Below are 13,315 nucleotides of genomic sequence, written 5' to 3'. Positions count from 1 at the left end.
AAGAATTGTTTTATAAAAAACAAATCATGCACAAATATGATTTTCTGTCAACTTAATTTAGATGCGTTTACCCTGATTTGCTTGCCCGGTTAAATCGGCTGCAACGTGATAATCTTTGTCTTGTTTAAAGATATCGTTGCGGAGGTAGCACCACAGAATTGTCGCCATGCCGTATTCGTGAGCGTGAGCAAAAGCTTGACTGACTTCTTGGATTTGTCGCGTAGATTCCGGGGAACCAAAATAAATTGTGGCTCCGACTGCTGTTGCTCCCAAATTCCAAGCTTGCTCCACTGAAGCAAACATTATTTGGTCGAATTGATTGGGATAAGTTAGCAATTCGTTGTGATTGAGCTTGACAATGAAAGGGATTTTGTGCGCGTATTTACGAGATACGCTTCCCAAAACTCCCAGGGTTGTCGCGACAGCATTGCAGCCAGCAGAGATTGCTAGTTTGATGATGTTTTCGCTGTCAAAATAAATGGGATTCGGTGCAAAAGAAGCGGCGGCAGAGTGTTCGATTCCTTGGTCTACTGGCAGGATGGATAAATAGCCGGTATTTGCCAAGCGTCCGCTAGAATAGAGTTGCTGAAGCGATCGCAAAACTTGAGGAGATCGATCGGTTTGAGCAAAAATGCGATCGACCCAATCCGGGCCCGGCAGGTGCAACAAATCTTTAGGAACTTTTGCTTGATGGGTGAGCAAGTCTTCGGCTTCGTCGCCCAGCCAAGACTCGATGGAATTGGGAACTGATAGTGTAGCTGTCATACAGATTTCCCTCTGAATTTCAATTACAGGCTGATGATTGCAGACATTAACCTTGCTGACTATTGTAACGAAAAAATCATATTTTCCATCCCCTCAACGATAGACCCAGTTTTTAACAAATTAGCGACAACAGCAGCTAGGACGCGCTACTCTATAATAAGCTGGCAGTTCAGCCGGATCGGCGCTGCCAGCGATCGCCGCTCGACTCACAACTTTGCCATCACAATGTCAAATACTTACTTCGATTCTGAAAACGCTCACAAATCCTTTGAGATGCCCGGTGCTCGGCCGCATTACAATCCGGATCGCCCTGGTCAAGTAGAGCATATTTTCCTCGACTTAGTGCTGAATATTCCCAAACAAAGCTTTCGTGGCACTTGCAGCATCCGCATCAATCCAGTCCGCAGCGGTATTGACAAATTAACCTTAGATGCTGTCAACCTGAATATTAAATCAGTAAAAGTCGGCGAAATTGAGCAAAATTTCGACAGCGATGGCGAAGTGCTGCAAATTCAACTACACGAACCAACAGAAGCTTACCAACCAATTACAATTGCGATCGACTACTGGGTCGAAAAACCCCAACGTGGCCTTTATTTCGTCGGCCCGGACAAACACTATCCAGACAAACCTACTCAAGTTTGGACTCAAGGCGAAGACGAAGATTCCCGTTTCTGGTTTCCCTGTTTCGACTATCCCGGACAGTTGGCAACTTCGGAAATTCGAGTGCAAGTGCCGAGACAACTTTTTGCTATTTCCAACGGCGAATTAATTAGTACAAAAAACGAAGGCGACGATAAAATTTATCACTGGTCCCAAACCCAGGTACACCCGACGTACTTAATGACCTTAGCAGTCGGAGATTTTGCCGAAATTAAAGACGAATGGAACGGCAAACCAGTTAATTATTACGTGGAAAGGAGCCGCGAAGCAGACGCTAAGCGCAGCATGGGCAAAACGCCTCAAATGATTGAATTCTTCTCTCAAGCATTTGGCTATCCTTACCCTTTTCCCAAATACGCTCAAGTCTGCGTCGATGATTTTATCTTCGGCGGTATGGAAAATACTTCCACAACTTTGCTGACAGATAGGTGCTTGTTAGACGAACGCGCCGCCCTCGACAATCGCGGTACTGAAAGCTTAGTCGCCCACGAACTAGCTCACCAATGGTTCGGCGATTTAGTAGTAATTAAACATTGGTCTCACGCTTGGCTGAAAGAAGGCATGGCTTCTTATTCCGAGGTGCTGTGGACTGACAAAGAATATGGCAAAGAAGACGCGGCTTACTATATGCTAAATGAAGCCCGCAATTATTTAGCTGAAGATAGTTCCCGCTACCGCCGCCCCATTGTTACTCACGTTTACCGCGAAGCAATCGAATTGTACGATCGCCATTTGTACGAAAAAGGTGCTTGCGTCTATCACATGATTCGTGCCGAGTTGGGCGACGAATTATTTTACAAAGCAATTCACACTTTTGTGCGGGATAACGCTCACAAAACTGTAGAAACCATCGATTTGCTCAGGGCGATAGAAAAGGCTACCGGTCGCAATCTCATGTTTTTGTTTGACCAGTACGTTTATCGCGGCGGTCATCCCGATTATAAAGTTGCTTATTCCTGGGATGGCGACAGCAAGTTAGCAAAAGTTACTGTCACCCAAACTCAGGTAAAAGATAGCAAGAATGGCAACAGCAACAGCAAAGATGTCTTTGACCTAAAAATCCCGATCGGCTTCGGTTACAAGCCAGAAAAAGAAGCAGACGATGACAGTTGGGCACGTTCAACCCCGAACCTAAAAACTTTCACAGTCCGAGTGCATGAGCGCGAGCAAAGCTTCTATTTCCCCCTAGAACAGAAGCCTGCATATATCAGTTTTGATGTCGGCAATAAATACTTAAAAACAGTTGTGTTAGAGTATGGAGTTGCGGAACTAAAAGCTCAGTTGCAGTTCGATCCAGACCCGGTTTCCCGGATTTACGCTGCCCAAGCTTTGGCGAAGAAGGGAGGGCTAGAAGCTGTGAAAACGCTGTCAGAAGTTCTCAAGAAAGAGCCGTTCTGGGCAGTACGGGCAGAAGTTGCCGGTCAGTTAGTTGAAATTAAACTCGACCAAGTTTTTGAAGGTTTAGTAAGTGGTTTAAAAGATAAAGATGCTCGTGTTCGTCGCGCTGTGGTGAATGCGCTGGGTAAAATTCAAACTCACGAAACTTATAAAGCGCTGAGATCGATCGTCGAAAAAGGGGACGACAGCTATTATGTAGAAGCAGCAGCAGCGACTGCTATTGGCGGAATCTCAGCAGCTAACCCCGACGAAAAACCAACCGACGAACAGGTACTCAAAGAGTTAAAATTGGTGCTCAAAGAGCGTCAGGGGTGGAATGAGGTAGTGCGATCGGGTGCGATATCCGGTTTGGCGCAGATGAAAACTTCTGAAGATGCGCTGAATTTAATTTTGAAATACACAGCCGCCGGTACTCCGCAAGCTTTGCGCTTGGCTGCAATTCGCTCTTTGGGCACAATTTCGACTGGTCAAACGAAGGTCAATTTAGAACGGATTTTGCAGCGATTGGCAGAATTATCTAAAGAGACGTTTTTCTTGACTCAAGTCTCTGTAGTAGTGGGATTGGGACAAATGCAAACTCGCAAAGCAATTCGCATTTTGCGTTCTTTAGCTGACCAAACTCCCGATGGCCGCGTCCGCCGCATGGCTGATGAAGCTGTGCAAAGAGTGCAGAAAAATGCTGGTTCTGATGCAGCGGTAAAGCAGTTGCGGGAGGAATTAGACCAGGTGAAAAAGGAGAATCAAGATTTGAGGAGTCGGATGGAAAATTTGGAGGCTAAGGCGAAGAAAGATTAGGCGTAAAATCCTACCGACGCAGATAAAGGCAGATATTGGCGATCGGCTTTTATCTGCTTGTCGGTAGAGGATTTGGCGAATTTATTATAATAATATTATTGTTCAGTGGGAGTGCAGGGGAATTTCCTATTTTCGACAGACAGGAAAAGCCAAATATGTTTATTATCCAATTTATTGCTGTCTCAACTTGGGAAGTGTAGAAAATCAGGCGTGCAGTTTTTATTGTTTAGTTGGCAGCTATTAATCGGAGTTATGCACGGGTGGCGAGAAACCGGGTTTTTTACGAAAATCCTGCGCTGTAGCCCGGAGAGTCGGCAAAAAACCCGGTTTCTTTAGTCCTATGTCAATCAAGTTGCAGCAGATTTTGCAGCCAGAAATATTGCAGAAATCATGAGTATAAAAATCGCTTTACTGGTCGATCAATCAGGGGTAATTCCCTATCGCATTCAAGACGGACAAATAGAAGTAATGCTGATTACTTCTTCTGCTAGCAAGCGCTGGGTGATTCCCAAAGGATTAATTGAACCTGACATGACTCCCCAAGATTCTGCTGCCAAGGAAGCTTGGGAAGAAGCAGGTTTGTTGGGTAAAGTCTTCCCGGATTTGCTGGGAACTTACGAGTATCAAAAGTCCGGCTATACTTGTCAGGTAGAAGTATTTTTAATGCAAGTGCAAGCAGTTCTAGAAATTTGGCCGGAAGCTAGCAAGAGAAAGCGGCAGTGGGTAAGTATTCCTAAAGCAATTAAGCGGGTTAATGAACCGGAACTCAAACTCATTTTGGCGGATTTGCCGAATCGGTTCTGGTGAAGAGTCATCGGTAAGAGCGGGTTTACCAATACTTTGGTTTTCAACCATAAATTCGGGTGAACCCGCTAAAAGAACAAAATGACTGAAGACTATATGCTTTATGATTCTGGAGATGCGATCGCCCGGAGCCATCTCCTCTGATGACCCACCTTAACCCGATTAAAATTCTCTCCCTCAATGACCTGCGCGAGAACAAGCCCGAACGTCCAGGCTGGTCACTCACCTTCGGAGCCATCTGTGCAGATGCCGCCGCCGTTTGCCTCGACGATGGAGGACACTCTATCCCTGTGAAGCTGACAATCGAGGGGATTCAACCCTGTGAAATCCAAATTCAATGGGATGCGATCGATGATACCATCCGTCGCTTCAATGCCGATCGAGAAGTTGCCACTGAATATGGAGCCTACGGTATCGCGGCGTTGATCATGCCTCACCTCACTGGACTCACCATCATCGAACGTTCTGTCAAAGGTAAAGGGTTAGGTTTTGACTTTTGGCTGGGTTCGCTCGAAGATCCAGGCACGCTATTTCAGCGCAAAGCCCGCTTAGAAGTCTCCGGCATTCGTAAAGGTTCTGACAGCATTATTCAAGCCAGAGTTAACATAAAATTAGAACAAATCCGCCCTTCAGATGACGTAGCTCCTGGCTATGTATCTGTAATTGAGTTCGGTACTCCCAAAGCACGGATCGTCAAAAAATGCAGACCGTAGAAGCCCTTCACCATGAAGCAATGGAACTGGTCGATCGAGCAGTTTTCGCCCGTCAGTGCGGTGATATCGACCAAGTGACTGCACTCACCAGAGCCGCCTTTGCGAAAGAACGGGCGGCAGCGGATTTAGTAGCAAACGAGTGGGATTTTGAGCCTACTCGTTCTATACTGCATCGGAGCGCCGCCGTACTTGCCATTGAGTGTGCCCAACTCCGGCAAGCAGAACGGCTGATTGGACGCGCCCTCGCAGGCAACCCTCCCACGGACATTGCGGATGAACTGCGTGACCTGCTTATAGAAGAAATTTACTCGCAGCGTCAAGCGATTGGAGCTTAATTTATTTAAGCGTTAGCTGACAGAAAAGGAATACTTTCGGCTAAGTTATCCTTAACTTCAATTCCCTGTTTTCTCGCCCAAAACTGGCTCAAAAAGTGAATTTGCCGCAAGCCCACAACTAAATTTAAACCTGGTACAAAAATCCACCAAACTGTTAGCGGTTCTTTGATTCCTTCTTGGCGGTACAATTCGTTAACTGTCTTGTAAAGTTTGAACTGCACGATGTAAATCCAAGCAATACCCAGCAAGGAAAACCAACCAAACCATCCGGGAACGTCAGGGTCGAATATTCGCAAAGCTTGGGGGACGGCTACTCCTAAAACAAAGGGAAGCAAGCAAAGGGTTCCCGACCAACCGCTGCCGTTATAGCGACGCAATTCTTCTTGAATAATCCATTTGTACCATCCGTAATATAGCAGCAAGCTGACTCCAGACAGCAAAATTACTCGCCACAAAGAGCGCGGTTTACCTAAAGGTTTGTCGGACATATTTAGATGTAAGATATGAATTGCTATCTTGATTATATTAACATTTGTTAATTATTGCAAAATCATTTCTCGAATCGATCGCGCTGTTGCAGGGGCCAGCAGAACACCGTTGCGATAGTGGCCGCTGGCGATGAGAACGCGATCGTTACCGGGAAGCGTTTCGATAATTGGGGCCGGCCGCCCTTCCGGCCGCGGGCGCAATCCCGACCATTTCCTGATGATTGAGGCGAATTCTAAGGCCGGACAAAGGGATGTCGCCCTCGCCATCACTTGCGCCAACATATCAGCATTCGCCTGAATTTCCCCGCCATTTTCGGAAAACTCCACCGTCGCCCCCACCCAATATTCCTGATTTTCCACAGGCACAATGTGAACGTCATCGCAAGAAATTACCGGGCTAAAATCTGGGTTTCCTACAGGATTGGGCGTCAGCAAATGCAGCGCTTGTCCCAACACCGGGCGAATGTCAACCAACTGATTTAACGATGCAGTCACAGCAGCAGAACCCAAACCAGCCGCCACAATTAGTCGATCGAAATTTTCAGCAACAGGCAAGATGCCTGTTCCACAAGACTTATTGACAGTAATGGAAGATGGGAGTTGAATCTCAGACACCTGAGAATCCAACTCAGTAATGCCTTGAACTTCCACTCCAAACTCAAAATTAACTCCTTTGAGTTTAGCAGCCTCAACCAAAGCCAAAGTTAGCGCCGTCGGATCGACTTGCCGGTCTTGAGGCGAATAAATCGCAGCAATAATGTTATCCTTTACAGCAAGATGAGGGCAGCGATCGCGCACTCGTTCCCGATCCCAAAGTTCCAATTGCCAACCTTGAGACTCGCGAGTTCCTATCAATTTTTCCCATTTACTTAAATCCTCTCCCTCCGAACACAGCATTAAAATTCCTTGTTTGTTAAAAGGAATTTTTCGCCCCGTAACTGCTTCCAATTCTGGAATCAAAGTTTCGTAGCGCTGAAGGCTGGTTTCCCTCAACTGCCAATTTCTGCCCTTAGTTTTGTGGCTGATAACTCCCATCAAAACACCGAGTGCCGCGCCAGTAGAACCTTCAGCAGGCGGCTGTTTGTCGAACACAGTAACTTTCAGTTCGGGAAATTGACTTAGTTCAAAGGCGATCGAAGCCCCAACAATACCGCAACCAATAATTGCAACACGAACCATTCAATTTTAGATTTTAGATTTTAGATTTTAGATTAACTGCTTCCTAGGTTTTGTCCATATAAACCTGTTTCGGACGGGCAAGATGCCCGCCCCACAAGAAAACTGATTGTTTTTTTGTGGAACAGGCATCTTGCCTGTTCTTGAGAATGATACCCGCACAAGAAAACTGATTGTTTCTTTGTGGAACAGACATCTTGCCTGTTCTTGAGAATGATACCCGCACAAGAAAACTGATTGTTTCTTTGTGGAACAGGCATCTTGCCTGTTCTGGATGCCAGATGTGAGTTAAGGCTAATTAAGCTTTAGGAATTAACTGCAAGAAGGCATCGAAATCACTGACAGCTTTTTGATAGCTGGCCGTGACTTTTGCATAGTCAAGGTCTTTAGCAGCAAGATCGATGTTAACCAAATCGGCAAACAAACTCTTGGTCAAATCAACAGCTTGTTGTTGAGAACTAGGCAACAAACTCGCAGAAACGGTTTTCATGGTGTTCCGCAAGTCGCCTAGAGGCCCGTGAATGTAAGTTCTGGTATCAACCCAATTCCGTTTTTGAATTAGGGTGCCCAATTTGTCCATGCGCGATCGGAAATCTGTCAGGGTAGGAACATAGCGCTCTATTTGCTGGATTTGCGCTGCTGTGTAAGTCGTTGGAACTTTTGCTTCGACACTGCTGCAACTAACCAGAAATGCCATCAAAAACGCCATCATCAAGGCAAAAATTGAACGGGGACGAGTCATGTCGATTTTAGATTTTAGATTTTAGATTTTAGATTGCTCGTTGCGAGCGGGCACAGGGCGGGTACGGGGTTGCTCGTGTTCGTTCCAAGGCTCTGCCTGAAAACGCAGATGCTTTGGCTCTGCTTCGCTGACCCAGCACCGAGAGTTATGTACAAAATATTATTTTACCTCCTGGCGGCGCAGAAAAGTGATCACAGCATCGCCAACTTTTTCTGACCAATGTTCTTGAGGATAATGCCCCGCTTGTTCCAGTGTGACTAACTCTGCATTTTGCAGGGAACCGACTAGCTTTTTAGCAGGTTCAACACTCAGCCAAGGATCTGTCAAACCCCAGACAAATAAAGTTGGTCTAGTCCATCCTTTCAAGCCGGATTCAATTTCTGCCATTGACTGCGGCAATTGAATATTGCGGACTGTATTCATCAGCGATCGACCTGCATCCGAACTCTTCAAAAACGGGCGGCGGTAAACATCTAAATCTTTGTCTGATATTGTCTGACCGCTGCCACCTTCGAGAGTTCTGTCAACCAAAAGCGGGTCTTGCGTCATCATGTCGCCAATAAAAGGCAGCCCCAACTGCTGCATTTTCCAAGGCAATTTTATATTTCCTGAAACTGGTGTATTGATAACGGCTAGACGCTCAATTTTATCGGGATTGCGTAAAGCGTATTGAATGCCGGCTGAAGCTAAAAATCCTTGGACAACGAGGTAAAATCGGTCTAATTCTAGAGCTTGAATAAAGCCTGTGAGGGCGTCAACAAAAGCATCGGGAGTGTAGGCAAAGTCGCGCTTGTCTGGTTTTGTCGATCGCCCGTAACCCACCCAATCTGGGGCGATCGATCTAAATCCGCTTGCCGCCAAATCCGGCATCATTACAGTCCAGGTAAAACTCTGGGACGGCAAACCGTGCAGCAGCAGTACGGGGGGTTTACCAGTTTCGTTAACCGGATTTGTTTCCCGATAAAACCATTGCAGCGGGCCTACTTCAACTATTTTCTCATCAATTGACATTATTTTACTGGTTATTTATCAAACAATAAGGCGGGGATTCCCCGCCCTACTTACCTAATAGTTGGGTGTGCACATAGTACCTTACCCAACTAATTACAGCCGCGTTTAGAAATTCATTTCAGCAGCTTGAACTTTTTCGACCTGTTTCTTCTTGAGAACCAGCATAATTTGAGCCAGCATGGTCAAAGCTACGAAAGCCATCAATCCTTTAACGCGATCGGCACTTTGCAGCACGATCTCCACGTCTTTTTGACCGAAGCCGCCCACATTAGGATTGTTCGTCAAAAGTTCGCCTGCTGCAACTGTTTGTCCTTCGGTAACAATCAGTTCTGGGCCTGCGGGAATCGTATCAACAACGGCTGCACCTTCTGCAGGTTGAATGGTCACTTCATAACCGCCAGCTTCCGGTTGAGCAATCTTAGAAATGCTGCCAGCTACCGAAGCATTGTAAACTGTATTATTGCTCTTTTCGCCAGTAGGATAAACCTGACCGCGGCCGCGGTTGCCACCCACATAAATTTGGTATTTGCCGTAGTGAACGGACTTGTCAGTTGCCGGATTCGGCGACAAAACTGGGAATACCAATTCTTTGTACTGTTCTCCCGGTACTGGGCCGACTAAAACAATATTTTCTTGGGTTTCGCTGTAAGGTTGGAAGTAAAGATCGCCGACTTTTTCCTTCATTTCTTCGGGAATTCTGTCAGCGGGAGCAATCTTGAAACCTTCGGGCAACATCACAACTGCGCCGACATTCAAGCCACCTTTGCTGCCGTCGCCGACAACTTGTTGCACGCTAGTATCGTAGGGAATCTTGACAATAGCTTCAAAAACAGTGTCAGGCAAAACAGATTGCGGTACTTCAACTTGAGTCGGTTTTGCACCGAGGTGACAGTTAGCGCAAACAATGCGACCTGTTGCTTCGCGGGGAGTAGCGGGTGCTGTTTGCTGTGCCCAGAAAGGGTAAGCAAATGCTGCTTGGGGAAGTGCGATGTCGCTGGTTAGGAAAAATCCTGCGGCTGCGATCGCAATTAAGGCTGTTTTCGCGATCGTCCTGGCACTGCGGCGAAATATCGCAGATAAATTAGTTTGTGGCATTAGAGTATTCAATCTCAAAGGTCAGACAATGCGTGAATTTTAGATTTTGAATTTTGGATTTTGGATTTCGGATTATTAGACTGTTTTAGGGATGCAATTATCTTGGATTTTCACCGCTGACCCCAATCTAAAATCTAAAATCTAAAATCCAAAATTGTTTAAGACCACCAAGGTGCTTCGCCGGTGCGGAAATCAGTTTCTGTCCAAGTTGTAAAAGCGATTTTGTCATCTGCGACAGTGGCGTGGGCCAGGGCCAGAGACAAAGGCGCGGGGCCGCGCACCACTTTGCCCTCATTGTTGTATTGAGAACCGTGGCAAGGACAGATAAACTTGTTTTCGCTAACATTCCAAGGCACGACGCAACCCAAGTGAGTGCAGACTGCATTGATGCCGTAGTCGGCGATAGATAAGTCTTCTTTCACCACAACATAGGTGGGGTCGCCTTTGAGACCTTGGGCTAAGCTGCGATCGCCCGCAGGGTGCGAAGCCAAATATTCGCTAACGATGATGTCGTTACCCAAAGCATCTTTAGCTGTCACTCCGCCACCAACTGCCCCACTCGCTGGAGGAACAAAATATTGGACAACGGGATAGAGTGCGCCCAGTGCCACACCTGTGACTGTACCGAACGTCAGCAAATTCATAAATTGGCGACGCCCCATATCGGGGACATCGGGATTTCCAGCAGAAGATTGAGCCATGACCTGCCTTTACGGTTTTAAGTTACGTTTGTTTGTTAGCTGGAGCGCGAACCTTTACGTGCAGACAACTGGGATAATTGCCGTTAATCTGCTCGCACAAATTTTAGGCAACGAAAATTCCTTTTAAGAATGCGCCTTCCAGCCTTTATTAGAGTATTATTACATTTTTTGAACTTTGTCTTTTATTGTTTAATGGATTAACTCAGGAGCAACCATGACGGGCCAGGATTTACACCAGCTACTGCTAGAAAAATGGGGAAAGTCTTACGATATCAGATTGCGGCGAACGCGGGGCAAGATTTTTGTGCAAGTTATGTGGAAATATCTAGAACAGGCATCTTTTCCGATGACGGAGGCTGATTATTTTGAGCATTTGGATGCGGTGGCCAATTACCTCAACGGCTGGGGGAGTACAGAACAGGTGAGAGAATATATCGTAACTACTCGCGATCGCCCGCGCTTGGGTAAAGCTGTCAGCGTTCCTCTAGATTTGGGTGAAAGAGCCTCGGAGTGGTTGCTAGACGAGTTTTGAATCACTCAGTAGATTTTAGATTTGAGATTGACCTTCATCATCCAGGATACCCGCCACGTGATTCATTCCAACGCGCAGACTCAGGATCGAGAAATAAAAAACCTGTATCCGATGAAACTTGCCGAACGTATTTATCTCGCGCAAGTCAATGCTTCAATTCTAAAATCTAAAATCTAAAATCTAAAATCGCGCAATCGATTGACTCCACAGCCGGGCTCTGGGGGAGTTCCCTAAAGTTTTGTGTCGCGCCGCGGCTGGATGAGTTGAGCCCAAAGTCCCGAAAATCGATCGGCGAGCTTGTCATACGACTTGCCGCTGGTGAGAAACTAAGCTGTGGCGCATCTAATTTGCACAGTTGTTTTGATTCAAAGTCTTGTGTGGCGGGCTTTGCTGCGCGCGCCCTGCTGTGGGATTTAAATGCCGCAACAGCTTGTGGGGCTTTTTAGGGGCTTTTTAAATTTTGGGCGATCGTCCTTCATGCTTACCAAAATCATCCGAACCAATTTCTGTCAACAATTTCACCTACAATGAGTGTCAGATATCTTGTGAAATTTAGGAGAATGTTGTAATGGGTGTTGCACTGGGAATGGTTGAAGTCTTAGGATTTCCCGCTGCAGTAGAAGTTGCGGACTCAATGGTGAAAGCAGCCCGTGTTACTTTAGTTCGCTATGAGAAAATAACCCGCGCCTACTGGACAATTATAGTGCGAGGAGATGTCTCTGAAGTGCAAGCAGCCGTTGCTGCTGGAATTGAATCAGTTAAAAAGGTCGATGGCGGAAAGTTGCTATCGTATCACATAATTGCTCGTCCCCACGAGAATCTGGATTACATTTTGCCGATCGGCTACACTCCTGAAGTCGAACAGTTCCGAATGTAGTCAGTCGATTTTAGATTTTAGATTTTAGATTTTAGATTTTAGATTTACTTTTGTATTGAATCTGAGAGCTTGAAACTTAGTCTAAAATTTTGGGTGTTCCACTCCTTAAGTCGCGGGATTTTACCTGCTTTTACGCGGGGTCAAAGTTTTGACAAAACTTTGGTGTGGAATTTTAACTTTTAGTAATTATAGAGGCGCGGGCGATCGCGTCTCTATATTTTTTTGCTGAGAGTCGATCGATCTTTCGGTGGAGTTTTTACCGCCCTAAAAGCTTTACCAAACCAACCCCGCCAAAATACAAGCTCAGCACCGCACCTCCTAAAAGACTTTGCGTTAAAGGATCGGTAGAAGGCGTTAAAACCGCTCCCAAAACTGCCGCTCCCAAGACTACATACCGCCAGCCGGAAAGCATTTGGTTGGAAGAAAATATGCCCAAAACACCGAGCAATACTTGGAGAATCGGGATTTGAAAAGCTAAGCCGGTGCTGAACATTAACAGCAGCACAAATTTAAAGTATTTGTCGATCGACCACAACTGCTCTACAACATCAGCCCCATAGGTAACAAAGAAGTTGAGCGCCGCCGGAATCAGAGCAATGTAAGCAAAGACTAAACCGCCCAAAAATAGGAAACTCGAACCGAAAAACACAGGCCCCAGCAACCTGCGTTCTTTGCGAGTCAAGCCGGGGAGAACAAACAGCGCTATCTGGTAAAAAATAAACGGACTGGCGATGAGCAAACCGCTGTATCCGGCTACTTCAATAGAAACAAAGAAATACTCGCCGGGAGCTAGTTGCAGAAACTTGACGGGCCCGGCCGGTACTTCGAGCAGTTGCACGATAGGTTTAACTGTGAAAAAGCAACCGATTACAGCGATTACTACTGCAATTAGCGAGTAAAAAAGTCGCTGACGCAATTCTTCTAAATGCTCGAATAAAGACATTTCAACTTCGTCGGGAAGTTCATCGAGATATTCATTTTCTAGGTTGCGGGAACCCAGAAAACTGTCGGCGATTAGTGCAATGTTATTTTCCGGGATAACTGCTTTTTCTTCTAAGTTACTCACACCCTCGAAATCATCGGCGATGGATGCAATGCTATTTTTAGCTCTAACTTTTTGATCTTCTAAGTTACTGACATCCACTAAATCATCGGCGATGGGTGCAATGCTATTTTCCTCGCTAACTGCTTCGTCTTCTAAGTTACTGACAGCCTCTAAA

Annotated in this window: 14 protein-coding genes and 1 pseudogene; 6 read left to right on the top strand and 9 right to left on the bottom strand. The window is 46.1% G+C overall.

From position 1 onward, the window contains the following. Positions 1-75 precede the first annotated feature (75 nt). Positions 76-765 (bottom strand): annotated as a pseudogene (locus QUB39_RS26230) (class I fructose-bisphosphate aldolase); the annotation flags it as partial. Between the two features lie 225 nt (positions 766-990). On the opposite strand from QUB39_RS26230, the gene QUB39_RS26225 reads away from it, so the two are divergent. From QUB39_RS26225 to QUB39_RS26210, 4 genes are all read left to right on the top strand, one after another. Next, positions 991-3,621, top strand: a complete 2,631-nt coding sequence (locus QUB39_RS26225; protein ID WP_333055367.1) for a M1 family metallopeptidase — start codon at positions 991-993, stop codon at positions 3,619-3,621. A gap of 390 nt (positions 3,622-4,011) precedes the next feature. Continuing rightward, the gene (locus QUB39_RS26220) at positions 4,012-4,428 is read left to right on the top strand and encodes an NUDIX hydrolase (RefSeq protein ID WP_333055295.1); all 417 of its coding nucleotides are present in this window, start codon (positions 4,012-4,014) and stop codon (positions 4,426-4,428) included. A 140-nt stretch (positions 4,429-4,568) separates the two neighbouring features. After that, on the top strand, positions 4,569-5,138 hold the full coding sequence (locus QUB39_RS26215; protein WP_333055294.1) for a hypothetical protein: 570 nt from the start codon (positions 4,569-4,571) through the stop codon (positions 5,136-5,138). Continuing rightward, positions 5,126-5,473, top strand: a complete 348-nt coding sequence (locus tag QUB39_RS26210; protein ID WP_333055293.1) for a hypothetical protein — start codon at positions 5,126-5,128, stop codon at positions 5,471-5,473. The genes QUB39_RS26215 and QUB39_RS26210 overlap by 13 nt, the downstream gene beginning before the upstream one ends. 5 nt (positions 5,474-5,478) lie before the next feature. Here the strand turns inward: QUB39_RS26210 and QUB39_RS26205 are convergent, their stop codons facing one another. The 7 genes from QUB39_RS26205 to petC all read right to left on the bottom strand — a co-directional run bounded on the left by QUB39_RS26205 (position 5,479) and on the right by petC (position 10,686). Next, complete coding sequence (locus QUB39_RS26205) at positions 5,479-5,961, bottom strand: hypothetical protein (protein WP_333055292.1); 483 nt, start codon at positions 5,959-5,961, stop codon at positions 5,479-5,481. Between the two features lie 51 nt (positions 5,962-6,012). Further along, positions 6,013-7,140, bottom strand: a complete 1,128-nt coding sequence (locus QUB39_RS26200) for an FAD-dependent oxidoreductase (RefSeq protein ID WP_333209613.1) — start codon at positions 7,138-7,140, stop codon at positions 6,013-6,015. A gap of 43 nt (positions 7,141-7,183) precedes the next feature. Further along, positions 7,184-7,333: a hypothetical protein gene (locus QUB39_RS26195; protein WP_333273814.1), complete on the bottom strand. Its 150-nt coding sequence runs from the start codon at positions 7,331-7,333 to the stop codon at positions 7,184-7,186. Positions 7,334-7,435: 102 nt separating this feature from the next. Then, positions 7,436-7,879, bottom strand: a complete 444-nt coding sequence (gene psbQ / locus QUB39_RS26190; protein WP_333055290.1) for a photosystem II protein PsbQ — start codon at positions 7,877-7,879, stop codon at positions 7,436-7,438. Between the two features lie 159 nt (positions 7,880-8,038). Then, positions 8,039-8,890, bottom strand: coding sequence for an alpha/beta fold hydrolase (locus tag QUB39_RS26185; protein ID WP_333055289.1), 852 nt, complete (start codon positions 8,888-8,890; stop codon positions 8,039-8,041). A 105-nt stretch (positions 8,891-8,995) separates the two neighbouring features. Next, positions 8,996-9,985 carry a cytochrome f gene (petA, locus tag QUB39_RS26180; protein WP_333055287.1) on the bottom strand — a complete coding sequence of 330 codons (990 nt, stop codon included), beginning with the start codon at positions 9,983-9,985 and terminating at the stop codon, positions 8,996-8,998. 158 nt (positions 9,986-10,143) lie between these two features. Then, positions 10,144-10,686 (bottom strand): cytochrome b6-f complex iron-sulfur subunit, encoded by a 543-nt coding sequence (gene petC, locus QUB39_RS26175; RefSeq protein WP_333055285.1) that lies wholly within the window; start codon positions 10,684-10,686, stop codon positions 10,144-10,146. A 214-nt stretch (positions 10,687-10,900) separates the two neighbouring features. On the opposite strand from petC, the gene QUB39_RS26170 reads away from it, so the two are divergent. Both QUB39_RS26170 and QUB39_RS26165 read left to right on the top strand, forming a co-directional pair. Next, the gene (locus QUB39_RS26170) at positions 10,901-11,218 is read left to right on the top strand and encodes a DUF3067 family protein (RefSeq protein ID WP_333036983.1); all 318 of its coding nucleotides are present in this window, start codon (positions 10,901-10,903) and stop codon (positions 11,216-11,218) included. A gap of 568 nt (positions 11,219-11,786) precedes the next feature. Then, positions 11,787-12,095, top strand: coding sequence for a carbon dioxide-concentrating mechanism protein CcmK (locus QUB39_RS26165; protein WP_333044070.1), 309 nt, complete (start codon positions 11,787-11,789; stop codon positions 12,093-12,095). Between the two features lie 256 nt (positions 12,096-12,351). Here the strand turns inward: QUB39_RS26165 and tatC are convergent, their stop codons facing one another. Next, positions 12,352-13,119, bottom strand: coding sequence for a twin-arginine translocase subunit TatC (gene tatC, locus QUB39_RS26160; RefSeq protein ID WP_333055366.1), 768 nt, complete (start codon positions 13,117-13,119; stop codon positions 12,352-12,354). Between the last annotated feature and the right edge of the window lie 196 nt (positions 13,120-13,315).

It is taken from the genome of Microcoleus sp. AT8-B5, assembly GCF_036705565.1.
GTDB lineage: Bacteria > Cyanobacteriota > Cyanobacteriia > Cyanobacteriales > Microcoleaceae > Microcoleus.
The sequence above is the reverse complement of the archived record's forward strand: the minus strand, read 5'-3'. Positions and strand labels throughout refer to the sequence as shown.